Source organism: Corynebacterium sp. ES2794-CONJ1, from assembly GCF_025660615.1.
GTDB lineage: Bacteria > Actinomycetota > Actinomycetes > Mycobacteriales > Mycobacteriaceae > Corynebacterium.
Map to the genome: position 1 here is coordinate 1 of NZ_JAOTIM010000003.1, position 25,554 is coordinate 25,554.

The 25,554-nt window shown below is 52.7% G+C and carries 25 protein-coding genes, 1 tRNA gene and 1 rRNA gene; 13 read left to right on the plus strand and 14 right to left on the minus strand.

What is annotated here, in order from left to right:
- Positions 1–108: ribosomal RNA gene (gene rrf, locus N7326_RS04175) — 5S ribosomal RNA — on the plus strand; the annotation flags it as partial.
- A 544-nt stretch (positions 109–652) separates the two neighbouring features.
- Here rrf and N7326_RS04180 read toward each other — a convergent pair.
- The 3 genes from N7326_RS04180 to N7326_RS04190 are packed head-to-tail and all read right to left on the minus strand — an operon-like array spanning position 653 to position 5,200.
- Positions 653–1,300, minus strand: a complete 648-nt coding sequence (locus N7326_RS04180; protein WP_259078429.1) for a DUF3239 domain-containing protein — start codon at positions 1,298–1,300, stop codon at positions 653–655.
- A 2-nt stretch (positions 1,301–1,302) separates the two neighbouring features.
- Positions 1,303–2,982 carry a DNA repair helicase XPB gene (locus N7326_RS04185; RefSeq protein ID WP_259078427.1) on the minus strand — a complete coding sequence of 560 codons (1,680 nt, stop codon included), beginning with the start codon at positions 2,980–2,982 and terminating at the stop codon, positions 1,303–1,305.
- Positions 2,975–5,200: a helicase-associated domain-containing protein gene (locus N7326_RS04190; RefSeq protein WP_263088213.1), complete on the minus strand. Its 2,226-nt coding sequence runs from the start codon at positions 5,198–5,200 to the stop codon at positions 2,975–2,977. Before N7326_RS04190 ends, N7326_RS04185 begins: the two co-directional genes overlap by 8 nt.
- Positions 5,201–5,265: 65 nt before the next feature.
- On the opposite strand from N7326_RS04190, the gene N7326_RS04195 reads away from it, so the two are divergent.
- A complete protein-coding gene (locus N7326_RS04195; protein WP_259078423.1) occupies positions 5,266–5,454 on the plus strand; it encodes a hypothetical protein in 189 nt (62 codons plus the stop codon).
- Between the two features lie 72 nt (positions 5,455–5,526).
- Here the strand turns inward: N7326_RS04195 and N7326_RS04200 are convergent, their stop codons facing one another.
- On the minus strand, positions 5,527–6,144 hold the full coding sequence (locus N7326_RS04200; RefSeq protein ID WP_259078422.1) for a resuscitation-promoting factor Rpf1 domain-containing protein: 618 nt from the start codon (positions 6,142–6,144) through the stop codon (positions 5,527–5,529).
- 623 nt (positions 6,145–6,767) lie between these two features.
- Here N7326_RS04200 and N7326_RS04205 point away from each other — a divergent pair.
- A complete protein-coding gene (locus tag N7326_RS04205) occupies positions 6,768–7,166 on the plus strand; it encodes a cold-shock protein (RefSeq protein WP_259078420.1) in 399 nt (132 codons plus the stop codon).
- Between the two features lie 35 nt (positions 7,167–7,201).
- Here the strand turns inward: N7326_RS04205 and N7326_RS04210 are convergent, their stop codons facing one another.
- Both N7326_RS04210 and N7326_RS04215 read right to left on the minus strand, forming a co-directional pair.
- Positions 7,202–7,711, minus strand: coding sequence for a DUF2771 domain-containing protein (locus N7326_RS04210; protein WP_259078418.1), 510 nt, complete (start codon positions 7,709–7,711; stop codon positions 7,202–7,204).
- A gap of 15 nt (positions 7,712–7,726) precedes the next feature.
- Positions 7,727–8,530 (minus strand): glutaminyl-peptide cyclotransferase, encoded by an 804-nt coding sequence (locus tag N7326_RS04215; protein WP_263088215.1) that lies wholly within the window; start codon positions 8,528–8,530, stop codon positions 7,727–7,729.
- Positions 8,531–8,598: 68 nt separating this feature from the next.
- Here N7326_RS04215 and N7326_RS04220 point away from each other — a divergent pair, with 68 nt between their 5' ends.
- From N7326_RS04220 to N7326_RS04230, 3 genes are all read left to right on the plus strand, one after another.
- Positions 8,599–9,327: a DUF3027 domain-containing protein gene (locus N7326_RS04220; protein WP_259158190.1), complete on the plus strand. Its 729-nt coding sequence runs from the start codon at positions 8,599–8,601 to the stop codon at positions 9,325–9,327.
- Between the two features lie 197 nt (positions 9,328–9,524).
- Positions 9,525–10,985, plus strand: a complete 1,461-nt coding sequence (locus N7326_RS04225; RefSeq protein ID WP_263088217.1) for an NCS2 family permease — start codon at positions 9,525–9,527, stop codon at positions 10,983–10,985.
- A 75-nt stretch (positions 10,986–11,060) separates the two neighbouring features.
- Positions 11,061–11,939: a TrmH family RNA methyltransferase gene (locus N7326_RS04230; RefSeq protein WP_263088218.1), complete on the plus strand. Its 879-nt coding sequence runs from the start codon at positions 11,061–11,063 to the stop codon at positions 11,937–11,939.
- Here the strand turns inward: N7326_RS04230 and N7326_RS04235 are convergent.
- From N7326_RS04235 to serC, 3 genes are all read right to left on the minus strand, one after another.
- A complete protein-coding gene (locus N7326_RS04235; protein WP_259289418.1) occupies positions 11,906–12,832 on the minus strand; it encodes a DUF6928 family protein in 927 nt (308 codons plus the stop codon). The two genes, N7326_RS04230 and N7326_RS04235, sit on opposite strands and share 34 nt — an antisense overlap.
- A 23-nt stretch (positions 12,833–12,855) precedes the next feature.
- Entirely contained in the window at positions 12,856–13,710 is an 855-nt protein-coding gene (gene sepH / locus N7326_RS04240) for a septation protein SepH (protein WP_259078407.1), read from the minus strand.
- Between the two features lie 154 nt (positions 13,711–13,864).
- On the minus strand, positions 13,865–14,989 hold the full coding sequence (gene serC, locus N7326_RS04245; protein ID WP_259078405.1) for a phosphoserine transaminase: 1,125 nt from the start codon (positions 14,987–14,989) through the stop codon (positions 13,865–13,867).
- A 578-nt stretch (positions 14,990–15,567) separates the two neighbouring features.
- Here serC and N7326_RS04250 point away from each other — a divergent pair.
- The 5 genes from N7326_RS04250 to N7326_RS04270 all read left to right on the plus strand — a co-directional run bounded on the left by N7326_RS04250 (position 15,568) and on the right by N7326_RS04270 (position 20,760).
- Entirely contained in the window at positions 15,568–16,857 is a 1,290-nt protein-coding gene (locus N7326_RS04250) for a citrate synthase (protein ID WP_259158196.1), read from the plus strand.
- Positions 16,858–17,009: 152 nt separating this feature from the next.
- Entirely contained in the window at positions 17,010–17,369 is a 360-nt protein-coding gene (gene fkpA, locus N7326_RS04255) for an FKBP-type peptidyl-prolyl cis-trans isomerase FkpA (RefSeq protein WP_259078400.1), read from the plus strand.
- Positions 17,370–17,839: 470 nt separating this feature from the next.
- Positions 17,840–18,178, plus strand: a complete 339-nt coding sequence (locus N7326_RS04260) for a DUF485 domain-containing protein (protein ID WP_259158198.1) — start codon at positions 17,840–17,842, stop codon at positions 18,176–18,178.
- 2 nt (positions 18,179–18,180) lie between these two features.
- Entirely contained in the window at positions 18,181–19,827 is a 1,647-nt protein-coding gene (locus N7326_RS04265) for a solute symporter family protein (protein ID WP_259078392.1), read from the plus strand.
- Positions 19,828–19,923: 96 nt separating this feature from the next.
- Positions 19,924–20,760 carry a hypothetical protein gene (locus N7326_RS04270; RefSeq protein ID WP_259078390.1) on the plus strand — a complete coding sequence of 279 codons (837 nt, stop codon included), beginning with the start codon at positions 19,924–19,926 and terminating at the stop codon, positions 20,758–20,760.
- Here N7326_RS04270 and N7326_RS04275 read toward each other — a convergent pair.
- The 3 genes from N7326_RS04275 to N7326_RS04285 form a co-directional block, all read right to left on the minus strand.
- On the minus strand, positions 20,723–21,598 hold the full coding sequence (locus tag N7326_RS04275; protein ID WP_259158201.1) for a DUF1906 domain-containing protein: 876 nt from the start codon (positions 21,596–21,598) through the stop codon (positions 20,723–20,725). The genes N7326_RS04270 and N7326_RS04275 overlap by 38 nt on opposite strands.
- A 70-nt stretch (positions 21,599–21,668) precedes the next feature.
- The gene (locus N7326_RS04280; protein WP_411512289.1) at positions 21,669–22,916 is read right to left on the minus strand and encodes a cation:proton antiporter; all 1,248 of its coding nucleotides are present in this window, start codon (positions 22,914–22,916) and stop codon (positions 21,669–21,671) included.
- A gap of 560 nt (positions 22,917–23,476) precedes the next feature.
- Positions 23,477–23,549 (minus strand) — tRNA-Arg (locus N7326_RS04285).
- 195 nt (positions 23,550–23,744) lie between these two features.
- On the opposite strand from N7326_RS04285, the gene N7326_RS04290 reads away from it, so the two are divergent.
- Both N7326_RS04290 and cobF read left to right on the plus strand, forming a co-directional pair.
- Complete coding sequence (locus tag N7326_RS04290) at positions 23,745–24,041, plus strand: hypothetical protein (protein WP_259078386.1); 297 nt, start codon at positions 23,745–23,747, stop codon at positions 24,039–24,041.
- Between the two features lie 4 nt (positions 24,042–24,045).
- A complete protein-coding gene (gene cobF, locus N7326_RS04295; RefSeq protein WP_263088222.1) occupies positions 24,046–24,795 on the plus strand; it encodes a precorrin-6A synthase (deacetylating) in 750 nt (249 codons plus the stop codon).
- Here the strand turns inward: cobF and N7326_RS04300 are convergent.
- Together N7326_RS04300 and N7326_RS04305 are read right to left on the minus strand one after the other, a co-directional pair.
- The gene (locus tag N7326_RS04300; RefSeq protein WP_259078383.1) at positions 24,790–25,047 is read right to left on the minus strand and encodes a mycoredoxin; all 258 of its coding nucleotides are present in this window, start codon (positions 25,045–25,047) and stop codon (positions 24,790–24,792) included. The genes cobF and N7326_RS04300 overlap by 6 nt on opposite strands.
- Positions 25,048–25,058: 11 nt before the next feature.
- The gene (locus N7326_RS04305; RefSeq protein WP_259158206.1) at positions 25,059–25,553 is read right to left on the minus strand and encodes a dihydrofolate reductase; all 495 of its coding nucleotides are present in this window, start codon (positions 25,551–25,553) and stop codon (positions 25,059–25,061) included.
- Position 25,554 lies beyond the last annotated feature (1 nt).

Genomic DNA, 25,554 nt, shown 5'->3' on the forward strand with positions numbered 1-25,554 from the left:
TATTGCGTCAGGGGTACGCCCGGTCCCATTCCGAACCCGGAAGCTAAGCCTGGTAGCGCTGATGGTACTGCAAACGGGAGTTTGTGGGAGAGTAAGTCACCGCCGACCTAAAACTTAAGATGGTGGGAGGGGTTGTGTGCAGGCTGTGTGCTTGTGCGCAACCCCTCCCCCTTTTTTTGTCTCATATACCCGTAATCGGTTCCGGGTTGCTTACCATTTCTGGCGCAGGACTATTTTGTCCTTGAAATAGGCTAGAAGATTCCAGATGGTTAGTGTCGATACGGGCAGGATGCGGAGTAACTAACTCGCGGTTATTGTAGTCACCATTTTGCCGACTCCTAGGGGCCCAGGAGTAATAGATCCAGGGAATAAACGCCTAATTGCTCGGTGGAGAGTATACTCTCTACCGGCTCGGGATATAGAGCTGTGCAGCCGGCTTTAGATCTCAAGGGAGTTAATCGACAGCTATAATAAATGGTCCAAAAACTTCCTGTATTCTCCAGCATGGCGCCGTCAGCTCGGGGGGCTTGGGATCCGGATAATTTGGTAGACCTAGATCTAGCGGCTTGATGCTGTACCTAGTTCAAGTGGTCCCGATTCTTTCCTGCAACTAATACCTAAGCGGGGGGCACCCATATCTCCAATAGGGTGGCTATGAAAGCTCTAACTCGAGCAAATTTCTCGGGGTAGCTTGAACGTCTTCAAGACGGTGAAGATTTTCTTCCAAGACTCTCCATTGTTCCTCAGGGATTGCTGCTCTAGCGCGCGCAATTACCTCCCGGTCCGGTGTCCCCCATGTAATAGGCACAGGGGAGACTTCGCCCCATGCATCCTTTGCGTATACATCTTTGCGTCCACTCACCGCTACCGCAGGAACTTTCTCACCGATCTTTCGGGTGTGGTCCCCCAATCCAGTAACGGTGCGCGTAGCTAATGCCCATTGTGGTGGCTGGGTATCGAGTGCGCTTAAATTAACGAGGGCTAAAAGGACGCAGTCACGTGGATTAACCTCCGCGATCATAGCGGCGCACAGTTCGTAGCTATTATAAAGTTTCTCGGCGCTGCCAATAGCTCTAGGTAGAACGAAAACGAGCACTGCGTTCATAGCCGCTAGAGCACCTAAAACGATCTTGGCCACGACTGCGTAACCACCAAGATTTATATAGTCAACCACGAATATTAGGCCTATCAGGAGTACGACGGCTAATAGAGCCGCTTTGATTAATCGCGATCCATCGCGCAGCAGCTCGTTATGTTTGCGGGCATACTGTTCGTCGACGCTAAACGAGAATTTTTGCATCTTTATCCTTCTTTCCGTGGTGCAATCTGAGGCAAGAGCTCATCGAGGTCTTGAAGATCGACTATCCGGTAGGCGTAGCCTTGTTCTGCTAAGAAGCGTTGCCGATTCGCCGCGTACTCGGCGTCAATACTGTCACGACTGACAACTGTATAGAAGTGCACCGATTGCTTGTTTGCCTTAGGTCTGAGCAACCGCCCTAAACGCTGCGCCTCTTCTTGACGGGATCCGAAGGTACCCGAGACCTGAATCGCCACCTGGGCGGCAGGAAGGTCGATAGAGAAATTCGCAACTTTGCTCACCACAAGTGTTGGCACTTTCCCTTCGCGAAATTGCTGGAATAGTTCCTCTCGTCGGCTCGTGCGGGTACGCCCGTCAATGAGCGGCGCTCCGAGTTTCTCACTGAGCTCCTCAAGCTGCTCGACGAAAGCGCCGATAATTAAGGCTGGATCCCCAGCGTGGAAATCAAGAATTTTTCGCACCGCTGAGGTTTTGCTCTCCGAGCACGCTGCGAGGCGGTAGCGCTCCCTAGTTTCGGCGATAGCGTAGCTCATCTTCTCATCGTGCGTCATGGTACTTCTGACCTCAATGCACTCTGCGCTCGCGATGAACCCCTGCATTTCAAGGTCTTTCCAAGGGGCATCATAGCGCTTGGGTCCGATCAGTGAAAAGACATCGCTCTCGCGCCCGTCTTCTCTAATTAGTGTTGCTGTGAGGCCGAGGCGACGCCGTGATTGCAGATTGGAAGTCATACGGAAAACCGGGGCAGGAAGCAGGTGGACCTCATCGTAGATGATGAGGCCCCAGTCTCGGCTATCGAAGAGTTCGAGAGCCCGATACTCGCCCTTGGATTTGCGTGTCACCACCTGGTACGTGGCTATGGTGACGGGTCGAATCTCTTTCTTTTCCCCGGAATACTCACCGATCTCCGCCTCAGTAAGAGAGGTCTTCGCCAGCAGCTCGTCGCGCCATTGCCTCCCTGCAAGGGTGTTAGTGACCAAAATAAGGGTGGTCACTTGCGCCTTAGCCATAGCCGCGGCACCTACGATGGTTTTCCCCGAACCACAAGGTAACACTACGACACCTGAGCCCCCGTTATAAAAGGCGGCTGCGGCCATCTTCTGATAATCGCGGATATTCCAATCGCCGGTCTGTAGCGTGATGGGGTGACTTTCCCCGTCTATATATCCGGCAAGATCTTCGGCCGGCCACCCGATTTTAATGAGCTCTTGCTTCAAGCGCCCGCGCTCGGAAGGGTGGACGGCAATAGTTTCTGAATCAATACGGCTCCCCAGCATTGGTGCGATATTCTTATGCCGCGTGATCTCCGTCAGCACGCTAAGATCTTCAGACTCAAGTATGAGACCGTGAGCGGGATGATCGAGGATCCGCACGCGCCCGTAACGAGCCATTGTTTCAGCTATATCGATCAGGAGTGCTTGAGGGATCGGAAAACGCGAGTAGCTATCGAGGACGTCGATAAGCTGCTCAGCGTCGAATCCTGCGGCACGGGCATTCCACAGGGCAAGGGGCGTTATGCGATAGGTGTGGATATGTTCAGGGGCGCGCTCGAGTTCGGCGAATGGGGCAAGGGCAGCCCGAGCAACATCGGCGTTAGGGTGGTCAATTTCGAGTAGAACTGTTTTGTCTGACTGGACAATAAGGGGGCCCGATCCGTTAGTCATCCGTTTTTCCTTCGCTGTGTATGATCTGCGCTGCACTGAGGCGATGAGCGGGGATACGAATTAGCTCCCCGGTAACTTTCTCAATGGCTGAGATATGACCCGCGGTCATCGCAATGGGGCTCATTTCTTGAGAGTGCTGGATACCTGCAGCATCGACATAGCTAAGTATAAGGTCTAATTTATGGCGAATCGCTTTGTGAACCACGCTTATTGATGCCTCCCCGGACCCGATAGAGTGCGAGGGCGGAGAAGCCTTCAGTGCCTGGAGTGCTTTGAGGATGGAATCCTCACTGAGACTAGGTGTTGATCGTGGAGCCGGAGGGGTTTCCTGGCGTTCACGCTGAGGCCTGATATCGACGCTTAAACCGTGGTGATCCTCGGCTACGGCGTGGTAGCCATCCGCCCGTAAGGCTGCAATAACGTGGGCTAGCGGCGCTGACGATACCGCGACTGTGGGTGCTATCTGACTGAGGCTGAGCCTTTTGATACTTGGGCTGGCAATAATCTGAGTAAGAAGCACAGCATCGTCGATGCGGAGATAACTGGTGGCCACCCCGCCACGGATCTGCCCATGGGTGCGGGAAATATCATCGATAAGAAATTCGATTACTGAGGGTAGCTCCCCGATAAGGTGAGTCGTGAAGAAATTCCTGATATCAGCGGCGCTGCGCCCAGCGTCGAAGCCTCGACGCAGAGAGGATTCCGAGATTCTATATACACTAGCAAGCCCTGGGGATTCGAGGTCAGCATAAAGGTTAATAGAGCGGTGCACCGTTGATTCGAGAGGACCCGGGGCGAGCAAAGTGAGATCGCTATTAGGAATGAGATAGCTGATTTCCTGAGGCGTGAGCGCGACAAGGAGCTCAGCGAAGTTCTTGTCAATGCTGCGAAGCGCAGGAGCAGCGAAGTAGAATCCGTCACTGTGGATGAGAGCCCCCATCGAAAGGCCTTCGTTAATGAGCTCATCGATAAACTGATCATCGTAGGCAAGCTGTTGATAAGGATGGCGAAAAGCTAATTCCGCTGAGATATGTGCTCGAGTTAATCCGGTATCGCCAAAGAGCTTAAAAAATTGCCGTCGTAATGGGGGAAGCTTTTCATCCCAAGTTTCTTCGCTATTGAGGCGGATTGATTGTCCCTTATCATCTTTAGTGCCTGCTATCCAGTGTTGCAAGGCCCCTGCCCGCCACCAGCCCTGCCAGATCATCTCCCACTGAGTGGCCAAGGGCGATTCGAGGAATTCTGCGCAGCGCTCGGTATTGGCCAATTCCAAACCACCCTCCTCGTTGTGGTGGGTGACAACAAGGCGTGCCCCAAAAAGAAGAGCCACGACGGTATGCACAATGCCTTGACTCGTGTGGAGGATGTGAGTCAGTTGTTGTTCACCGCGTACTCCTAATCCGCGATTTTTTAATAGCGCAACGGGTGTGGTGTCTAGGTACTCCACTGTATGGCGACATAATCGTACGATATCAAGAGCGGTTGCAACCGCCTGTTCCGCTAGCTGAGAGTCGAGTTTAGGCTGTGAGTGACTGTTGGGGGAGCTTAGGGGTATAAACCGGTGACCTGCGAGAATCTGGCGCACATAGGTAGGCAAAGCCACTGTAGTATCATCTCGCCGCACCAATAGACCGTCGGCGATTAGGCGGGGTATTGGTTTGGATTGATCGGCATGAGGGTGCGCATCGCGGGTTGTTCCCGTAGCCTGCGGAGCCGCGAGGGCTGTGAGGATCTTCAGCGATATGTGATCAAGAGCCGACACTTTAAGAGCCGTTGTCGCGAAATCATCGCTATCTTTTTCTGCCAGAACGCGAACCACAGGGTGAAGATAGTCAGCCACGGACTCCGCTAGGGCTATGCCGTTAGCAGTGGGGATTACTAAAAGATAGCTGCTGAGGGTATCAATGAGCTCAGAGAGAGACCAAGACCCTTCGATATAAGGGCTTAGTAAGTTTTTCATATCCTCTTCGGGTACCGCGTGAAGATCGCCTCCTAAAGTATCCAAAGCCTCGAGAACTGCGATCTCGCGCGCGTTGAGCTGGAAGAGTGCGCGCACAATACTCTGTTTAAGTCTCAAACGGCCAGCCAGAGAATGAATATGTGGGGGTGTCGGAAAGAGAATATCGGGGCGGTTGGAAAAAAGAACACTCAACTCATCATCGTCGAGGGAGGTGAGATACTCTTCAAGAGATGGTGGTGTGGGGGTGGCAGAATTCATGGTGAAATCCAATTGTAGCTGTTGAAAAGGTGCGGTTTTGGTGAAGATTTGCCAAAATGAGAAGTATGTCAAATATGGAGAAAAAAGGTTATGTTGATCCAGGTTGGCCCACCGAGGTTCCAGGCGGCGGCCACTATGTAACGGATATTATCGCGAAATTTGCTGGTGCCAACAGTCCGTTCGGCGATATTGAGTTTCCTGTTCCAGCCGAGCAGACCGGCTACGTTCATCCTTATACGCGTATCAACAAATAGTATTTCCCAGCAGAAAAGGGCCCGACCGCTCAATAAGCAGTCGTGCCCTTTTTTTGTGGCTACATCGAGCTCCTAGAAGATGGAGTGAATGAGCTCACGGTTAGCGCTATAGAAGGCGTTGAGGTCTACGCGGAAGGAGTAGTAGAGAGCTTCGATCTGCGGGGGAACAGTGAGACCAAATTCTGCGAGGCGAGCCACGATGAGGTTATAGAGTGCGTCAACTGGTAAGGATTCCGCGTTTTGGCCGTCGCGCTCAGCCGCGAATTCTGCTTGGGCTACAGCTTCTTGGACTACAGCTGGAGCATCCGCCACGATAGTGCGGGGGGTAGGAGCTGCGTTGAGTCCTAGGCGAGACGAGCAGGAGGGCCACGCACCCCAGCCTTGGCCGGCGAGCACGCGCTCAGCGACCGCGATTTGCTGCTCACGGGTTGCTTGGTAGGCGTAGGGGGCGAACTCGCCGCCACCATAACCACTCCAGGTCGATGGGGAGAATTGCAGCCCCCCGTGGTAACCGTTGCCGGTATTAATGGACCAATTGCCTCCAGCTTCGCATTGGGCTAGTCGATCCCAGTCGGAGTCAGGAGCAGCATTGGCTGCGGGAGCGAAGATGACGGTGGTTGCTCCTACTACTGCGGCTCCAGCGGCTAGTTTCTTCAGCGGTGTAGCGGTCTTGCGGGCATGTTTCGCCATGAGTTTCTGGGTATCCTCTCAGTGGCCACCGGTTGTGGGGAGAAAGCGGTTAGCTTACTCCTGATACTGGCTGTTGATTTTCGAGCCAGTACTTCCCTTGGTGTGCTTGCAATGTCATTAAAGTGGTCATGATCCCCAATGAGGATCAGCTGTCTTTTTGGTCCTCTGAGCGTAGATTTCTCTCCATAAGGCATTTCGATGATCCAAGCAAAGACCAAGGGAGTGGTGGAGATCATCGAAGAATTGATGAGTATACATCGTACTTATGTTTGGAAAAACCAGAGCTGCAAAGGTTCTGGTCAATCAGCCTAGCGTATTTATAACGAAATTGTCACGTTTTACTGTTTACTTTTTCTCGTAGGTGGCCTCGGGTGGACTATCGTGGCTTGTAGGCAGCACTTTTCGGGTAAGTCGTGGCGAGAGTTAGGTAGTCGCAATATTTGTTGCTGATTCGTTATCTTGGGGCCACTACAGCTCTCTCCTTTAGGGGGTTAGCGTCAGGCTTCAGCCTTCGCTAGAATAGTATCTTTCGTCTATCTATTTTGACCCTCGCAGATTAGACTGAAGAACCAGTGTCCCGCGGAGGCGGCTGAGCTTAAAAAATTTAGGAAGGAATGAGTGTCATGCCTATTGGCAAGATCAAATGGTACGACCCCGAACGAGGTTTTGGCTTTGTATCCAACCCGGGATCTGAAGACGTTTTCGTTAGCCAAGCTGTTCTTCCAGATGGCGTCACTGAACTTCACCGCGGTCAGCGAATCGAATTCGATTTTGCATCTGGCAAAAAGGGCCCGCAAGCCCTCCGCGTCGCTATTATTGATCCACCTCGCGTACACGCAAAGCCGCAGCGCGTTGAGCGTAAGCACTCCGCCGAGGAGCTGGGATCCGTGGTCGCTGATCTCGTGAATCTCCTTGACGGTAAGGTGTTGCCGCAATTAACTGCGGGTCACTATCCTGACCGTAAAGAGGGCAAGCGTATTGCTGAGATTCTGCGAGCTGTCGCTGCTGAGCTCGATATCTAGCATTGAGATCTAATCTCACAGAGCCCGTCTGATCTTTAGGAGGCGGGCTTTTTCGTTGCGCCAACAGACCAAACCACGCTCAGCGGAGTTTCAGCTCCGTCGGCGTCGCGGCCGATGAGTACGGATTTAATCTCCACTACTAATAGCTCGGCATCACTATTGGTTGTGGGGATTTCGATATGCTTCTTTTCGTAGGGGCCGAAGTAGAATTCACTGTTGTGGGCTGGGTCGTCGTAGATACTCAAGACTGTCCAGTCATGGTCGTATATATCTCGAGGTACGTCAACAACCAGCTCGTTAGCGGCGCTAAGATCTTTGAGAGTGGGGCTGTCTTCTCGGCAGGGCTCTCCAAGTTCGCATACGCTATACGGGGGAACTTCGAAGCGCTCGCTTCCCAGTTGAGCCTGTATTTTGAGGTCCTCCGGCGCAGTACCGGGGCGGTTATTCCACCAATTTTGAAAGGCTATTGAGGTGATGAGAACCACGAGAACCGCCACACCAAGCCCCGCTACCTGAACAATGGTTTTTTTCGTCTTTGGGCGCATATTTTTTAAATCCTCCTAGGCTGGCTCACTGCTAAACCGGACCTCATAAAGGTCGGGCCACTGCTTACCCGTGATATAAAAGCGATCAGTGCCGGGGATATTAGCAATACCATTGAGAACATGATCGGTATCGCCGCTGGTGCGATTTGGAACCGTCGAGGCATCGATAATGGCGACCACTCGCTTATGGTCGAGATCAATTTTATAAATATCAGTACTTAAATAGATGTTTGCATAGACATATCGAGTTCCGGACTCCTTTGTGCAGGCGAGCTCGTTGAGCATACTTACCGGCTCACCATCGCGAGTAATGGAAATACGATCGCGCTCTGCGAAGCTCTCTCCGTCGAGAATTCTGAGAGTGTCACTTCCGTCGCTCATCACCATATAGTCCTCGTAGGAGCACAAACCCCACCCCTGGCCGGGGTAACGCACTGTATGAGTAACGTCGAGACTTTCTGCGTTGCGGGCAAAGGCAATTCCGCTTTGCCACGTGAGTTGCCATACCGTATCGCCAAATCGTGTGGCGCCCTCGCCAAAAAGCTCTGGGTCGAGCGGCTGATTATGAGTACTGACGCCGTCGAGTGTGTAGTAGTAAATTCGGGATCGATTGTACTGTCCGCCGCTAACCAGGAGGCGATCACCATCAACCTCCAGCCCCTGGGTGTAGGTGGTGGAGTCGAATGGATAGGTATGAAGAATTTCAACGTGCTGATACTCGATGGGGGCAGCAGAATACGGGGCGCAGGCCCCCGAGCTTAGCGCTGCAAAGACACTTATACTCGCGAAGGCACCGCGCCAATAAGAACTACTCGTCATAGCTATTATCATGCCCCACCACGGCTCGATTTGCGCAGACTTGCTCGGCTATAGGCCATAATAGAGGTGTGTCACGTAAAAGAACCCCTCCGCTGTTATTGAGTGCTAGAGCAGTATCGATCGCCCGTCGCGCCCTTGAGGAACTGGACGAAGGCGAGGTAGGAAGCCATATTGGGGTTGCGGCTCTTGGCAATAATAGTGCCACGCATTGTTTCGAAGCTGCCGTCCCTGGGTATCCTGGGTGGGAATGGAATGTGGTGGTTGCTGCCGCACCTGGTAGCCGTTGGGTAACTATCTCCGAACTTGGTCTCGTCAGTGGAGGGGAGGCTCTTAAAGCCCCTGAATGGGTTCCCTACCACGATCGAGTGCAGCCCGGCGATCTTGGCCCTGGGGATCTCATGCCTCCAGCTCCCTCAGATCCCCGCTTAAGCGATAAGGATACGGAATCGGTTCTCTTAACCGGTCAGGCTATTGCGCCAGGACAGCGAAAGCTTGCTGCGATAGAACTGGAGACCATGAAGCAACGCTGGCACAAAGGAGAGTGGGGACCGGACACTGAATATGCACAAAAAGCCCCGCACCCGTGCAGGAGCTGCGCATTCTATCTGCCGTTCGCTCACCCATTAGGGCCTGATTTCGGGGTATGCGCTAATGAATACTCAGCGCACGATCAGGTGGTGGCCAAAGACTATGGATGCGGTGCGCACTCGGGAGTGGAAACCCCACAAACTCAAAAGCGGGTAGAGACACCCGCTTTCGACGACGAATCCCTCGTCGAGGTGGAGGTGCGCACGTAGGCGGTGGGGTGATGTGAAAGAGCACTCCGGCCGGAGCCGGCATAACCCTTATGTAATATATCTCACATTCTCTCCTGATCATTTGTTAACAATGCAGCTTAAATGGGATTGTTTAAGACGTGCACTCCTCAAAAGTGATTTTTCACATAGTGAGAGTGCAATCGATAGTTACCTAGCCCAACCATTCTGGAGAGAATATGGCCGAAACCGCTGTGGGGCAGAATGCCTCCCCACTAGATCGCTTTTTTCACATCACGGAGCGGGGTTCCTCAATCAGCACAGAGATCCGCGCTGGCGTCGTCACCTTCTTCGCGATGGCGTATATCATCATCTTAAACCCCCTCATTATCGGTACCATTGCCGATTCTGAGGGGCTTACTCTTGGAGTACCCCAAGTAGCAGCCGCTACGGCTCTCGCCGCAGGCGTTATGACCATCGCCTTCGGTTTGATCGCTCGGTATCCTTTCGGCATCGCTACCGGTCTGGGCATTAACACCCTAGTGGCGGTAACCATGGTCAGCGTAGAGGGCCTCAGTTGGCCAGAGGCTATGGGGCTGGTTGTCCTGGACGGTATTATCATCGTCCTGCTTGCCGTATCTGGCTTCCGCATGGCAGTTTTCAACGCCATCCCGGCATCGATCAAGGCAGCTATGGGTGTAGGTATTGGTATGTTCATCGCCATGATCGGACTCGTCGACGCTGGTTTCGTTCGCCGTATACCAGATGCCGCAGGCACGACAGTTCCCGTCACTCTCGGCTCCGGGGGATCGATTGCCTCGTGGCCCACCTTTGTTTTCGTGATCGGCCTCGTTCTGTGTGGAATTCTGGTGGTACGCCAGGTTCGCGGCGGGCTCTTCATCGGAATCGTTGCCACCACACTTGTCGCAATGGTTGTCGAAGCTCTCACGCATGCCGGCCCATCCTTTGTCGACGGGCAACCCGTAGCAACTGGCTGGTCGTTGGCAGTCCCTACTCTGCCCGAAACTATCGGTGGACTTCCAGATCTTTCCATCATCGGCAATATTTCCCTCTTCGGAGCCTTTACTCGAGTCGGCGCGCTGGCGGCCACACTGCTTCTCTTTACCCTTGTGCTGGCCAACTTTTTCGACGCAATGGGGACCATGACAGCACTAGGCAAGCAGGCTCAACTTACCGATGAAAAAGGAAATCTTCCTAACCTACGAGCGGCACTGATCGTGGAAGGCGCAGGTGCCATCGTTGGCGGTGGAGCCTCAGCCTCCTCCAATACGGTTTATATCGATTCCGCAGCAGGCATTGCCGATGGTGCCCGAACTGGTTTAGCAAATATAGTCACCGGCATTCTCTTTCTCTTGGCTATGTTCCTCACCCCGCTCTACGCCATTGTTCCTATCGAAGCGGCAGCCCCAGTGTTGGTCGTGGTGGGTGCGCTTATGATCGCACAGGTTCGCGATATCGATTTCTCCCAATTCCATATCGCGCTACCGGCCTTCCTCACTATTGTCATCATGCCTTTTACCTATTCCATCGCTAATGGAATCGGGGTGGGCTTCATTGCGTATGTCATCATGGCAGCCGCAGCAGGAAAAGCAAAGAGTGTGCATTGGATCATGTGGCTCGTTTCGGCCCTGTTCCTTATCTACTTTGCAGCGGAACCACTGTTGCAGATCGTTGGCTAAAACCCTTTATTAAAGCCGCCTACCACATAAGTGGTAGGCGGCTTTTATCTTTTCGAGAGAGTAACCTCAATGGCTATGACTTATGTGAACATCATCCCTATTGACTCTGCTGTCGATGAGCGGGTAGCCGATTTTCGAGATCTCAAACATTCCGATAAACGCCCCGATATTCCGGGGGCCAAGGGCCTCGTCATAGCCGAGGGACCCTTGGTGATAGAAAGGCTCTTGCGCTCCCGATTTCCAGTTCGGAGCCTAATAGGGTTCCCATCGAAGGTGGACAATTTCCTCGCCCAAGATCATATCCCTGAACTCGTCAAAGATATTCCTATTTATGCAATCGAGCGCGATGATCTCGCTGAATTAGCGGGGTACGATATGCACCGCGGTCTCCTTGCCTCCGCCGACCGACCCAGCCCACTTGCCGTATCGGACGTTATTGAGCATGCGCGCACACTCGTCATCTTGGAAGGCGTCGGCGATCACGAGAATATTGGATCAATTTTTCGCAACGCGGCGGGGATGGGGGTCGATGGGGTGCTCTTTGGCAATGGATGCGCAGACCCGCTATACCGCCGCGTGGTGAGGGTATCGATGGGACACGTCCTGCGTACCCCGTTCGCCCACTTCGGGGGACGCTATACCAACTGGCAATGGGGACTAGAGCAGTTGAGAGAACAAGGTTTTCACCTCGTCTCCCTGACCCCAGACCCGCAGGCTGCGCATATAGCCACCGCGCTTTATGATTCACATGCTCAGCCCTATGAAAAGATTGCACTCTTAGTGGGAGCTGAAGGCCCAGGCTTAACGGAACATGCCATGCGGGCAACAGATATTCGAGCTCGTATTCCCATGGCGCCGGGTACTGATAGTCTTAACCTGGCCACTGCAGCCGCCATTGCACTCTACGAGAGAGTCCGCTCTCAAGCCTTTTCGTCGGGCTCTTCAGATTGTTGAGCTTTTAAGGATGAGAAAAAATTCTTTATCGATGGCGTGAGCCGATCGGAGTAGCGCAGCTTCTCTCCGAGGTTTTCCACAAACGCGTCGTAGAGTAAATGAGCACGCACGGCCGATTTCTGCGCCCAGCTGAATGAGCCACGAGCAGCTTGACCGAGTCTTAGCGTTAGGTCGTCGTCAAGCTCTGCTTCCTCGTCGGGATCTTCGTAATCATCGTAATCTCGATAAACCTCGCCGATCCCCAATTTTGCGGTGGACTGTTGCGCGATTTCGCCGATTGTTGGCTTTCGTGGAGCCGGAGGAGGTTCTGGGCGCCCATCGGTGGCATAACCCACCACGTTGATATTGGGGGCGGAGACTGGGTCGAACCCGAGCCACGCTCTCTGCGCAGCTAATGCCAAATCGAGAGGAGCAAAGGGGAGTAGGATCCCACCCTGACCGGAGCTGAATTCTCCCGCCCAATATGGACTTTCGAAGGGCTCTACGAGACCGCTATCTTCAATAATGCGGTCGGGCTCGGCACTAAATGCCCGCTTGAGCGTTGTGCCATGCCAGTGTGCGAAACCGGCATAACCTGATGCGGTATCGGTGGCGATTACAAATATATCCGCAGCAGGTATTGCTGCGATCAAACGTGGGTCTACATTTTCCAATCGATCTAGATGAGCCACGAGAGTCTGCATAAGACCCAATCCTGGGAAGGCCGCAATATAAAACTCATCGCGAGAGGGATGCGTTGAATGGTTTAGGCTAAAAGATCCGATTGGGGTTATAGGTAGTGTGGGATAAATTTGGGCGAGCAGTTTTCTTCCGAACCCACGATCAGCACGCGGTGAGGCGCTAATGACCTTTTCTGGATTGGCGCTCGTGACGTACCACAAGGTCAGTACCACGTCGCGGGAAAGCCTTTTTACGGTCATTTGCGGGGGCGCTTGGTATTCGTGCGAACTCCCAACAGCACATCTTCCCAGTGCGGCGTTACTGCTTTCCGACGTCGTTTCTCTGGCTTTTCCCCATCAGGATGCTGCAGCAATTCATCTCCACTGAGTTCCTCGAAGGTATCAGTTTTCTCCAGATCTTCTTGGGAAGTCTCAGCCGGACGCAACGAACTCACGGGACTCAAGGAGCGGACTGGCTGAGAAAAACTCGGATTGATGAGGTCTGCTGCGAGCCCATTGCGTGCAACAGCGGTGGCAGGAGAGGAGGAATGACGCAGATAACTCCACTCAGCAATATTGCTGACTAAGCCGGATTGCCACGTCAACGTGACGACCCACTGGGCGGCAGCATCGCGATAAGTATCCCACGTTGCCTGAGATAGATCCATATCGCGGGCGGCGAAAGCAGTAGCAAGGACTTCCCACAGCGTGAGTTTGGCAGGGCCATCGTCGCGGACGGGGTAGGCTTGCTTGGCCATGTCGGCTAGGCGTTTGCGCTCACCAATGATGGGATGTGCATAGGGCTCGATGCGAGAGGGAGAAACGCCGTTTAGCTCAGCAACCTCTTCGATCGTGGCGCCAGCGCGGATGCGATCTTGGATCTCTCTCGGGCGCATTTTTAGCGGTGAAGATGTCCGTAGGTCGACCCCGCGGGAAGGCTTCTCAGCCTTGTCATCGTTGTCAGGGAGCTCTTTTTTTATTTTCTCGCTGGGCTGCACAGTTGCGAGGAGGGAATCAGTGACCGCCAGAAAAAACTGCTCGTCCGTTTCCTTATCGGTAAATACCAATGAGGTGGGAGTCGATTCCGACTCATTGAAGAAGAGTTCTTTCATAGTTGCGGCTCTCCAATCGGTGATGTATCCGAGTTGAGGATCGGGGGAAAGTCCCCGTTCCTCAACTCAACATACTGAGGTGCGTATCCACCCAATCTTATCGCATCCCACCTCCTGTATTGGAGTTCCACGCAGGAGCTGAGTGCCACAAAGATTAGCGATGATCCAAGATATGATCGATCGCTTGGGTGAGAAGGTGAATATCTGCCGCATCAATAGCTGGGAATAATCCCACACGAAGCTGGTTGCGGCCTAGCTTCCGGTAAGGTTCCACATCGACAATGCCGTGTGCGCGCAGGATTTTCGCCAACGCTGCAGCATCGACGCTGTCGTCGAAGTCAATCGTGCCTACCACAAGGGAGCGGTGTGAAGGCTCACTGACGAAAGGTTGGGCATGAGGGTGGTTCTCGGCCCACGCGTATAACGTATCTGAATTGCGGCGGGTGCGTTCCACCATAGCATCGAGTCCGCCCAGCTCATTCATCCATTTTACCTGTTCAGCGAGCATGATAAGGGTGGCCACCGCCGGGGTATTATACGTCTGGTTCTTGCGGGAATTGTTCACTGCAGTCTTGAGATTGAGGAACTCAGGGATATAGCGACCCGACTTGGCAATCTCCTCAACGCGATCGAGTGCGCGAGGACTCATGATGGCTATCCACAACCCGCCATCCGCAGCGAAGCACTTCTGAGGGGAGAAATAATAAACATCAACCGCGTTCAAATCGGCTGGTAGACCGCCAGCACCTGAGGTGGCATCGATAACAGTCAGAGCATCTTCGGGGGCCGCGGGGCGATGGGTGGGAATCATAGCGCCCGTGGAGGTCTCGTTATGCGCCCATGCGATGACATCGCATCCGTCAAAGTCATGAGAGCCCGGTGTGGGGATCTTGCCTGGCTCAGCAGAGATAATGGCGGGCTGATCAAGCCACGGGGCTTGGGCGGCTGCGGTCGCGAATTTAGAGGAGAACTCACCGCATACCAAGTGTCCTGATTTTTTTCGTATGAGACCGAAGGTGGCGGCATCCCAAAAGGCAGTCGCTCCACCTAAGCCAAGAATGACTTCATGGCCTTCGGGGAGATTGAATAGTTGGCTTAGGCCGGTGCGGATACTCCCGACAATGTCTTTGATCGCAGATTGGCGGTGCGAAGTACCCAGAACGGTGCGGGCTCCAGCTGCCACGGCATCAACCTGCGCGGGCCGCACCTTTGACGGCCCACAGCCGAAGCGCCCATCGTGAGGAAGAAGGTGTGCGGGGATTCTAGGTGTCTCACTCATATTTCTGCTTTCTGGTTTCGGGTAGATACTCGCGGGTGGATACTCATGGAGTAGAAATTCCAGATTACCGATATTCGTGCCCTAGTGGGGTATAAGTGAGGAAAATCTTCCAGCCATAACCGTTACCTTAACGGGGGTAGTTAGAGGACGTTGATCTTCCCTTTTTGCCTAGTTTTAGTGAAATAAAGGGGGTAAAGGTAGTTCATATCACAATTTTTGCTAAAATGTGCACCAGGCCACTTTTTAATATTTTGGCGTCACTCACAGCTCGATAAACCCGCCTGCGCCTAGGATTAGAGGGTGGAGTGGTTTGAGGTTGTGGCTCCATAGAAGAAGTGCTCGCTATATTTGAACTAGAATATTGGGAAACGGCAATCCGCTCTGCAAGGCATGTAGGTGAAGATCCTTTTCAACCAAAAGAATCAATCTAATCTCTTGTGGAATTGGCACGTTGTAAGAACTCGTGTGACTTATTTGGCCAGCCTCCTGCTGCTCACGAAGTCTCTGCGAGGGTCGCGAAGTGTGAGGGTGGAGCTAACGAGCCGGGAACCACAACGAGTTTTCATGAAAGGGAAGCTATGACTACCAACAAAGATAAGGCCGTTCTTCAATATCCAGGCGGAGAATATGAACTTGACATCATTCGCTCTCATGAGGGTAATGACGGCATCGCGCTGGGCAACCTGCTCGCTGACACTGGTTTTGTTACCTACGATCCAGGTTATGTATCCACTGGGTCAACGGAATCGAAGATTACCTATATCGACGGCGCAGAGGGAATTCTTCGTTATCGCGGCTACAATATTGCTGACCTCGCTGAGAATGCCAATTTCAGTGAAGTTTCCTATCTACTGATCAAAGGGAAGCTCCCGAATCAAGAGGAGCTCGACGCTTTCGAAAATGAAATTCGTCATCACACGCTCTTGGACGAGGACTTTAAAGACCAGTTCTCCATCTTCCCGCGCAACGCGCACCCCATGTCGGTGCTCGCATCCTCGGTGAATATTCTCTCGACGTACTACCAGGATCAATTGGATCCACTGGATGAGAGGCAACTTGATATGGCCACAGTGAGGCTGCTGGCCAAAGTGCCTATGCTGGCAGCCCAGGCGTATCGTGCATCCAAGGGCGCACCGTTTATGTACCCGGACAACTCCCTCAATACCCGCGAAAACTTCCTGCGGATGATGTTTGGCTATCCAACTGAGCCTTATGAGGTTGATCCGGTGATGGCTCGTGCTCTGGACAAGCTGTTGATTCTGCACGCCGATCACGAGCAGAACTGCTCCACATCGACGGTTCGGATGATCGGATCTGCTCAAGCCAATATGTTTGTTGCCATTGCTGGTGGCATTAATGCCCTTTCTGGCCCCCTTCATGGAGGTGCTAACCAGGCGGTATTGGAGATGCTCGAAGAAATCGACGCCCAAGGTGGAGACGCAACAGACTTCATGAACCGGGTGAAGAATAAGGAGCAAGGCGTTCGCTTGATGGGGTTCGGACACCGCGTCTACCGCAACTACGATCCACGCGCCGCTATTGTTAAGGATGCTGCCCACGAGATTCTCGAGCATTTGGGCGGTGACCACCTGCTCGATCTAGCAATGAAGTTAGAAGAGATTGCACTGAAGGATGATTATTTTATTCAGCGCAAGCTGTACCCGAATGTTGACTTCTATACGGGTCTAATCTACCGAGCCATGGGATTTAATACCGATTTCTTTACGGTTCTTTTTGCAATCGGCCGGTTGCCTGGCTGGATTGCTCAGTATCGGGAGCAATTGGCCACCTCAACAAAGATTAATCGACCACGCCAAATATACACTGGCGAGGTGAATCGCACGCTTCCACCTATCTCCGAGCGCTGAGAAATTACTGGATAATTAAGGTCTCGCTGGACTTTACCGCTAGAATAAGCGGGAAAGGTTCCAGTGGGGCCTTAATTTATCAACTAAGACCTCATATGACGTAGAACCAAAACCCATCGACAGTAGTCGTGCTTGAAGGAGATACAGCTTCCATGGAAAAACCAGTTATTGAAGTCCCCGCAGGTGCAGCCCCTGAAGATCTTGTCATCACTGACCTTCTTGAAGGTGATGGAGCAGAAGCCCAGCCTGGTGGCATGGTTGAAGTGCACTATGTGGGCGTAGATTTTGAAACCGGCCAGGAGTTCGATTCCTCCTGGGACCGCGGACAATCCATTGAATTCCCCTTAAGCGGCTTGATAGCTGGATGGCAAGAGGGAATACCCGGAATGAAGGTGGGAGGTCGGCGCCAACTCGTTATTCCCCCAGAGGCTGCGTACGGCCCTGCTGGAGGCGGCCATCCACTTGCGGGACGTACCCTTGTCTTTGTGATTGATTTGCTAGACGCCCGCTAAATCGAATTCTTCAAACCCGCATCGCTAGAGCTGATGCGGGTTTTTTGTACGCAAAGGAAGAGTGGCTTAGCAAAATTGTCGATTCCAGAACAGTGGTTTTTTTAGGGTGCGGGGGTAGCTAAAATCTTGCATAAAGCGCGGAGGTCGGGGGTAGTAGATAAAAAAAATAGTGAAAATAATTCAGGATCTGCGGCTATTGGGGGGAAGTTTGGGTAGGTTAGGAAGCGAAGATATAAACATGTGACTGGCAACACATGGTGTTGCTGTTGTGGCTTATTTCTAAAAATTTACCTAGACGTCAAGCCGCACATCGCCAGAGTTTTAGCACACGCGAAATTCTCAAATATTCCGGCTCCGCGTAGTAAAAGCTCAGCCTTAGGCCCCAATCGACCGAAAATAATATAGCTCCGCAGTCAAAAGACCCACCTCGGTATTTGCACGCGAAGCTGTGATGCGAAAGAGAGTGCACCATGAATGCTCAGCCCATGCCTAGGCGGCGCGAGCCCACCGCCCAAGAATTTGTAGAGATGCAAAAAGACCGCCAATTCCTGGAACTCAAGTCGACCTATCGATCCTTTACTTTCCCTATGTCGCTTGCGTTCTTTGTGTGGTACATCGCCTATGTCCTAACCGCTACGTATGCGCCGAGCTTTATGGCCACCCCCGTGTACGGGAATGTGAATATCGGAGTGATTTTCGGATTTGCTCAGTTTATTACCACCTTCGTAATCACGTGGGTGTATATCCGTTATGCCAATAGGAATATTGAACCCCAGGCTGCAGCAATCCGTTCACGTATGGAGGGTTAAAAATGAAGATATTATATGTAGCTGAAACCGTTTCAACCGGAAACCCCGTGCTCAACATCTCCGTCTTTATCATCTTCATTGTTATAACCATGGGGGTGGTGTTAAAAGCTGGGCGGTCTACAAAGGAGGCCTCCGACTTCTATACCGGTGGTGGATCCTTCTCTGGACGACAAAATGGACTCGCAATTGCGGGTGACTATCTTTCTGCTGCCTCCTTCTTAGGTATCGTCGGTGCGATAGCGCTCAATGGATATGATGGATTCCTCTATTCTGTCGGCTTCTTTGTTGCATGGTTGGTCGCCCTTCTACTGGTGGCTGAACCCTTAAGGAATGTGGGTCGTTTCACGATGGCCGATGTGCTCTCCTTCCGTCTCCGCCAGAAGCCAGTACGGGTGGCAGCGGCATTTGGCACCCTATTCGTTTCCCTGTTTTATCTGATCGCTCAAATGGCCGGAGCGGGATCCTTGGTATCAGTCTTGCTTGATGTCCACGACTTTGGAAAACAGGCGATAGTAGTCGCAGCGGTGGGAGTAGTCATGATTTTGTACGTGCTCATTGGAGGCATGAAGGGCACCACCTACGTGCAAATGATCAAAGCTGTTCTTCTAATTATTGGCGTGGGCAGCATGTCGATTTTGGTTTTTATCTCCATCAAGGGTGGTCTCTCCGCCGTTATGGACATGGCGGTAGAAACCCATCGTGTGTCAGACACCCTCGCCCAAAAAGGTTACGAAGCGTCACAGATTCTGGAACCAGGGTTAAAATTCGGCCAGACTGCGACCTCACGTCTTGATTTTGTTTCCCTCGGACTATCTCTAGTCCTGGGTACAGCCGGTCTCCCGCACGTGCTCATGCGCTTTTACACCGTTCCTACCGCAACGGAGGCACGGCGCTCAGTTACGTGGGCTATCATCCTCATCGGCGCCTTCTACCTGATGACGTTGGTTCTTGGATACGGTGCTGCCGCTCTGGTGGGACCGGACCGGATCCTTGCCGCACCTGGGGGAGCCAATTCAGCCGCTCCGTTACTTGCTTTGGCACTCGCTGGCCCGTTCTTCATGGCGATTATTTCGGCAGTAGCCTTTGCAACCGTCCTAGCTGTTGTCGCGGGACTCGCAATTACCGCCTCGGCATCAATCGCCCACGATATCTACAATGGGGTACTTCGCAATGGAGAAGCCACGGAAGAAGAGCAAGTACGGGTATCGCGCATAACAGTTGTCATCATTGGCGCGGTTTCGATAGCTCTGGGTATCCTTGCCATGGGGCAAAATGTAGCTTTCCTAGTCTCTCTTGCATTCGCAGTTGCCGCCTCGGCAAACCTACCCACCATATTGCTCTCGCTGTACTGGAAGAAATTCAATACCACAGGTGCTGTAGCCTCTATGTACACAGGTTTAGCTCTGGCCGTCTTGCTTATAGTCTTCTCACCAGCAGTCTCGGGATCGGCGAATTCCATGCTGGGGGAGAACGTCAACTTTGCATACTTCCCGCTCAACAGTCCAGGTATAGTATCGATTCCTTTGGCCTTCTTAGCCGGCATTATTGGAACTTTTATGGGCAAACCAGATAACCTCGATCACCTTCAGGCGGAGATGGAAGTCCGCTCTCTAACTGGCGTCGGAGTCGAAGCGGCGGTCGATCACTAGTATCGCGGTAGAGCCTTAAGGCTCCAAAAATAACCCTGTTAAGGCTTTAATCACGGCCGTTTGTATGTGCTCATATACCGTCAATAGAATGAAGAAATGCTCTTAACCTCTGCTAGCAGGAAGGGCTTCGGTATATGGCCACACCGGGTCATAGGCCCGCTACTCATAGTCGGACTATGCCTCGGGGCTTGCACCCGCGAACCTGCAGATCAACCCTCCTTAACCCGACGTCAACACGAAGGGCGATGGCTTGATCTCAAAGGGTTTCAGGTCCCTCAGCTGGGAGATCCAGTAAAAGATAATTTCAGCGCTCAAATTACCTATGTCAATATCGCCGAAGGCGGTCATATCGGGACTGTGAATGAGCGCGCACCCCGTCCCGCTCTCAGTCTGATCAAGCTCTATATCGCTCAATATATTTTCGAGCGTGGCGATACAAGCGATTTCCCCCGGGCTAGGTCAATGGTTAGAACTTCCGATGACGATCTAGCCACGGATCTGTATGAAAAATATCCGCAATCCATCGATTGGGTGATTAAAAAATACGGTCTCGAATCAACCCAAGCGAATACTCAGTGGGGATATTCGCTGACGAGTACTTTCGACGTTGCCTACTTCCTTGCCCAGGTGCTCATTAATAATCCGCAGGCGCCGGTGCTGCGAGCGATGCGAGACACGGCAGCGACCGCTAAGGACGGAACGAGTCAAAACTTTGGTACCGCTATTTTTCCGGGAGTGGAAGGAACTAAGTTTGCGTGGTCTAATGAAAAAGACATCCACGCCTCCGCATCTTTTGGAACTGACTTTGTGGTCGTGGCCAGCAGTTACGGTGATGCGGACAAGCTGACCAAGCTCGTCCGCATGCAGCTTATCGATGCTCCGTTAGCGACATCGACTAGCTCGACAGCCGCACAATTTGAAGAGCCTGATTGATCTGATCCCCATGTGGCAATGGGAAGCGATCTGCACCTGGAATGTGCGAGCTTAAACCAGCAAGAGCGTGTCCCAGATCAGCGCGAGGTGGCGCCGGTGGTTGGGGGAGAAGGATTCCGCGGTCGCCCGGTCGCCACTGACCCCAGTCGCGAGCATAAACATTGTTGACATCAACGAGAATTCCGTCCACAGTACGTTGTTGACCGGCCTTTTGGTGGATGGTTGTGAGGGGATGGATACGTCCCTGGGAGCCCCAGTCGTGCTGCCAGTAGAAGGATCCGAGTCCATCGCGACTGGCCCACTCAATAGTGTTGTAATTGCCATAAACGCCCATGCTGTAGCCCCCTAATAAGAGAGCTTCTTGGAAAGCTCGAAGGTAGGGGCGAATGAGCTGATCGTACTCTGCCCATGTGGGGTTATCGTCGATGGCTACGTAGATGGGGCGACCAGTCGGTCCCCCTGCAGCCTTGTGCAAAGCGATAGCCTGCGGCGCGTGGATTGCCGCGCCGTATGCTCCCTGGCGCCAATCCGCTGTGGGGCCTTTGCCAAATTGATAGACGGAAGCGGTGCTGAGACCGTTCGCTGCAAAATCACGAGTCTCTCTTAGGCCAACGGGTTTGCCTAGCATCCAGAGTGCATCGGGGCGTGGGCGGGAGACATAGCGGACAGCGCCCGCAGCACCGCTGGCTTTTACAGCAGCTGCCGAGGGAACGCCAGCAGAATAGTCGAGAACGGTTGCTTGGATGGGTCCCAAAGCAAATGCTTGGGGTGAAAAGCCTATGCTGATGGCGGCGCTGAGAGCGAGAGCCTTGACGAGGCGGGTGTTAAAGAAAGACATATTGCTCCTTATCAGTGATGCTAATAGATCACACTGGTTCAAGACTTTAACACTTTCAACGCTTAAAAAACTACCCTGTTTGTTCCTGTTGCGAGTTGGATTTATCCAACAGGTGAGCCAGTAGAGGGAAAAGTAGCACTGTGATGCTACCTGCCGCCACCAGAATTGAAGCGTTGGCAGAGCTTATGATCTCAGAGGTTGTCGCCACATCGGTGACGGCCACAATAATGGGTAGCGCGGTCGCGCCATATAAGCTGAGCTGGATTTTCTCTCGAGTTGTCTCGAGCCCGGAGCCAGTATTGGAGAAAATCTCGCGAAGTAAAATTGGTAGCCCGCGCGCGATATAGATGACCGGAATGAGAATCGCTAGACGCATGGGGTTGTCGACGACGGCGGCAGTGTCGATTGCCATACCCGAGCACACGAAGAAAACGGGAATTAATAGACCGTACCCAACGACATCGAGACGCTGTTCAAGAGCGTTGCGATATTTTTTCGGCACCAACTGACGCAGGATGAAACCAGCTGCAAACGCGCCCAAAACTACGTCGAGTTGGAAAGCGGCTGCGACCGCCATCAATATGGCGAGCATCCAAATTACCACGCGCAATACCATCTGATTCGTTGCGCTCGCTGAGCTAGTCATAGCTCTGCCCACCCATGGAACTAGATTCCTTACTGTCGCTGGAATTGCGGCGATGAGCACCGCAATCGCGAAGAATGAAAGCAGTACCGTGGCGGTTAGCCAGGTGGTGCGGGTAGAAAGCAGCAGAGCCATAGCGAAAATAGGGAAGATCTCGCCGATAGCGCCATGCACTAGCAGCGACTTGCCTACATTAGTATCCAGCATGTCCTGTTGTTTCATGATGGGCAAGAGCGTGCCTACGGCCGTCGATGTCACTGCGATTGCGAGCACCGTTGCGGTAGCCGATGTGCCATAATCTAAAATATAATTAGCGCCTATATAAGATAGAGCGATACATGCGAGCCATGTAACAGAGGCCGTGAATCCTTCACGGCTGCGCACAGTTGACACCTTGATCTCGTATCCAGCCAGTAGGAAGAGCATTCCTAGGCCCAGATCTTTAAGTAAAGAAACTCCACCTTCAATATCAGCGAGGTGAAGGGCATGAGGGCCAATGAGAGCTCCCAAACCAATAAGCAAAACCACAGCTGGAATACGCTTTCCAGTTAGCCAAGACAATATTGGGGCTAAGGAGGCCGCAGCCATGATCCACGCGAAGGAGACAAGCGTGCTGGTTTCCACGGAGCCGGCGGCCAGGAGGACGGGTTCTGAATCACCCAGAAAATTCTGCATTGCATTGATTTTAATGTGATCACCGGAGAAATCTCATAATAAGAATCAAGCCAATTTCTCAGGCACGGGTGAATATTCCTAAGGCTGGATGGTGCTACAGACAGCGCACCCAGTCAAGGGCAATGTGAGCTTCGTGCTTCTAGCGGTATTGGATGTCATCTCTTCCATTGTTAATTTCGCATTGCCACCTGTACCCCTGCGTTCTCGGAAGCTGCGATAAAGGGGGGAGGAAATTAAGCAAAGTCACATGACGGCAAAGATTATGGCTACGCCCTTAGGACTCCGTGATCCTAGCCGAATGAGCACGGCAGATATGAGGGCCGACGATAGGGGTGCATTCTGCACATCGAGTCCACACCAAGGGGCCCACGCGGTTAACACGAATCGAATTCTCCAAGCGTCAAAGCCTCATAGTTAAGGAATGACTCAGGATAAGACAGGTTGCGATTGTTGTTCACGCATAAAGGAGATGACGGAAGCGGGGTCCATGAGATAGATACTAAAAATCCGGCTATCGTTTGGAGTTCACTCACTAGGGATCGCTCTTAGGAATAAAAAAGTGCCCCAGAGAGGAATCGAACCTCCGACACCGGCTTTAGGAGAGCCGTGCTCTATCCACTGAGCTACTAGGGCAGCGGTAGGGTCAAAGCCCACCATCTAGGTAGCGTACCCGAATGCTAGGAAGTGGCCATAATTAGTACCCCTAGCAGCAAAAATATCTCGCCATTCCAGCCGGTGGCTATCTGGCCTATGCTTTTGCTTAGCCATAGAACCGTATAGAATCACCACTACTAACTAGTGCAGACGAAGTGTGAGGAAGGTTTAGATATGTCCAGCGAGGCGATTTTTCGCGATGTTACAGGAATTAGCGTATCGGCATCAATGATCGAGGAGGATGGCCACCAGTATCTCGCCCTTGATCTGATCGACGACGAGGGACATCCGCTCTCTCGTTTGCTCACCCTCAACCGGTATGACGCTAAACAGATGTCAATGGCATGTGAGCACTATTTACGTCAACAGATATCGGCTGATTTTACCGTCCTATCAGGGCACTTCACCTCTAGTGAACGTGAGAGCTTTGTGGATCCAGTGGATCCAGTGGATCCACAAGATGAGAATTAGATAAATGCGGACAGTTCTCGTGATCGGCATCGGTGCCGGCGACCCAGATTTTCTCACCCTACAGGCTAGCGCAGCTCTTAAACGCGCCCGAGCTGTTTTTGCTCTCGATAAAGGCGATACTAAGGCCGATCTCTTAGAGCTTCGGCGTCGTATCATCGAGCGCCATGCTCCACAAACACCGATCTATTCCGTGGAAGATCCTCCCCGAGATCGCAACCCTAAGAATTATGATGCCGAGGTACGCTCCTGGCACAGCGCTCGAGCGCACCTGTTGGCCTCAAGTATTCGAGACAATTCAGACGAGGACGATACGATCGCCTTTCTTGTCTGGGGGGATCCCTCTCTTTATGATTCCACCTTGCGCATTATCGAGAAAATGCGGGAGCTCGAGGGGCTAGAGATGGCAGTTGATGTTATTCCTGGCATTACTGCTATCCAAGTGCTGACCGCACGCCATGGACTGCTTCTCAATCGTATTGGTGAAGCTATTCATATCACTACCGGCCGCAACCTCAAAGATACCCGAGAGATAGAGCGCCGCAATTGTGTGGTTATGCTGGACGGCCACGCAGCTTGGCTGGAGAATTTTAGCCCTCAGACCTATATGTGGTGGGGCGCCTATCTGGGCACCGATAAGGAGGTACTGCGCCACGGGTATGTTTCAGAGATCGGTCACGAGGTGCGCGATCTCAAGCAAGATCTCCGTCAGCGCCACGGCTGGATTTTGGATATCTATCTCTTGCGAGAGCTATAAGGCGCTGAGCTCCTTATAGCGGCGCGCCACTTGACCGGCCGGAGGATTGGTGGCGTGGGATCCGTCAGAATACAGCACGGTGGGCACTACCCGATTGCCGCTATTGACGGATTCCACCCACGCTGCGGCTGTGGCATCAGCATCGACATCAACCGTGGTGTAGGGGATATTCTTGTGGTCCAAATCGGCCAGCAAGCGCTGACAGAACGGGCACCACGAGGTGGCATAGATGGTGATGGGGGTTGAACTCATGAATCAAATCCTTAGTCGCTGAAGATTTCTGTTGCTATTCTATCCCAGGTTTGAAAACAATAACGCTGGCCTGAACGGGAGATGGTCCAATCGGTGTGATCGGTGAGTCTAAAATCTTGGGGGATCTCAGGGGCTAGAACGGCTTTTTCACCAACTTCGATATCGGCGTCGATAAGTGTCCGAACAATGCGACCCACCTGGGGGAGTGTTTGCCGGTAAATCTCCCCACCCCCGATGATCCAGCCACGATCGGGTAGCTGAGCTAGATCGTGTATCACCCTGGCACCCTGCGACCACGCGCCGGGTTCGCGAGAGGAAATAATAATATTTTCCCGATGAGGTAGGGGACGCACGCTCAACGATTCCCACGTCTTGCGCCCCATAATGACAGTGTGGTTAAGTGTCTGTTCTTTAAAGAACCGCATATCCTCTGGCACATGCCACGGCATGGTAAGGCCATCGCCGATTATACGGTTGAGATTTTGCGCCCAAATAGCTCCTAGCATC

Coding starts and splice junctions, on each gene's coding strand:
- N7326_RS04180 (WP_259078429.1), bottom strand. CDS start 1,300: ATGCAAAAATTCTCGTTTAGCGTCGACGAACAGTATGCCCGCAAACAT.
- N7326_RS04185 (WP_259078427.1), bottom strand. CDS start 2,982: ATGACTAACGGATCGGGCCCCCTTATTGTCCAGTCAGACAAAACAGTT.
- N7326_RS04190 (WP_263088213.1), bottom strand. CDS start 5,200: ATGAATTCTGCCACCCCCACACCACCATCTCTTGAAGAGTATCTCACC.
- N7326_RS04195 (WP_259078423.1), top strand. CDS start 5,266: ATGTCAAATATGGAGAAAAAAGGTTATGTTGATCCAGGTTGGCCCACC.
- N7326_RS04200 (WP_259078422.1), bottom strand. CDS start 6,144: ATGGCGAAACATGCCCGCAAGACCGCTACACCGCTGAAGAAACTAGCC.
- N7326_RS04205 (WP_259078420.1), top strand. CDS start 6,768: ATGCCTATTGGCAAGATCAAATGGTACGACCCCGAACGAGGTTTTGGC.
- N7326_RS04210 (WP_259078418.1), bottom strand. CDS start 7,711: ATGCGCCCAAAGACGAAAAAAACCATTGTTCAGGTAGCGGGGCTTGGT.
- N7326_RS04215 (WP_263088215.1), bottom strand. CDS start 8,530: ATGACGAGTAGTTCTTATTGGCGCGGTGCCTTCGCGAGTATAAGTGTC.
- N7326_RS04225 (WP_263088217.1), top strand. CDS start 9,525: ATGGCCGAAACCGCTGTGGGGCAGAATGCCTCCCCACTAGATCGCTTT.
- N7326_RS04230 (WP_263088218.1), top strand. CDS start 11,061: ATGACTTATGTGAACATCATCCCTATTGACTCTGCTGTCGATGAGCGG.
- sepH (WP_259078407.1), bottom strand. CDS start 13,710: ATGAAAGAACTCTTCTTCAATGAGTCGGAATCGACTCCCACCTCATTG.
- serC (WP_259078405.1), bottom strand. CDS start 14,989: ATGAGTGAGACACCTAGAATCCCCGCACACCTTCTTCCTCACGATGGG.
- N7326_RS04250 (WP_259158196.1), top strand. CDS start 15,568: ATGACTACCAACAAAGATAAGGCCGTTCTTCAATATCCAGGCGGAGAA.
- fkpA (WP_259078400.1), top strand. CDS start 17,010: ATGGAAAAACCAGTTATTGAAGTCCCCGCAGGTGCAGCCCCTGAAGAT.
- N7326_RS04260 (WP_259158198.1), top strand. CDS start 17,840: ATGAATGCTCAGCCCATGCCTAGGCGGCGCGAGCCCACCGCCCAAGAA.
- N7326_RS04265 (WP_259078392.1), top strand. CDS start 18,181: ATGAAGATATTATATGTAGCTGAAACCGTTTCAACCGGAAACCCCGTG.
- N7326_RS04270 (WP_259078390.1), top strand. CDS start 19,924: ATGCTCTTAACCTCTGCTAGCAGGAAGGGCTTCGGTATATGGCCACAC.
- N7326_RS04275 (WP_259158201.1), bottom strand. CDS start 21,598: ATGTCTTTCTTTAACACCCGCCTCGTCAAGGCTCTCGCTCTCAGCGCC.
- N7326_RS04280 (WP_411512289.1), bottom strand. CDS start 22,916: ATGCAGAATTTTCTGGGTGATTCAGAACCCGTCCTCCTGGCCGCCGGC.
- N7326_RS04290 (WP_259078386.1), top strand. CDS start 23,745: ATGTCCAGCGAGGCGATTTTTCGCGATGTTACAGGAATTAGCGTATCG.
- cobF (WP_263088222.1), top strand. CDS start 24,046: ATGCGGACAGTTCTCGTGATCGGCATCGGTGCCGGCGACCCAGATTTT.
- N7326_RS04300 (WP_259078383.1), bottom strand. CDS start 25,047: ATGAGTTCAACCCCCATCACCATCTATGCCACCTCGTGGTGCCCGTTC.
- N7326_RS04305 (WP_259158206.1), bottom strand. CDS start 25,553: ATGCTAGGAGCTATTTGGGCGCAAAATCTCAACCGTATAATCGGCGAT.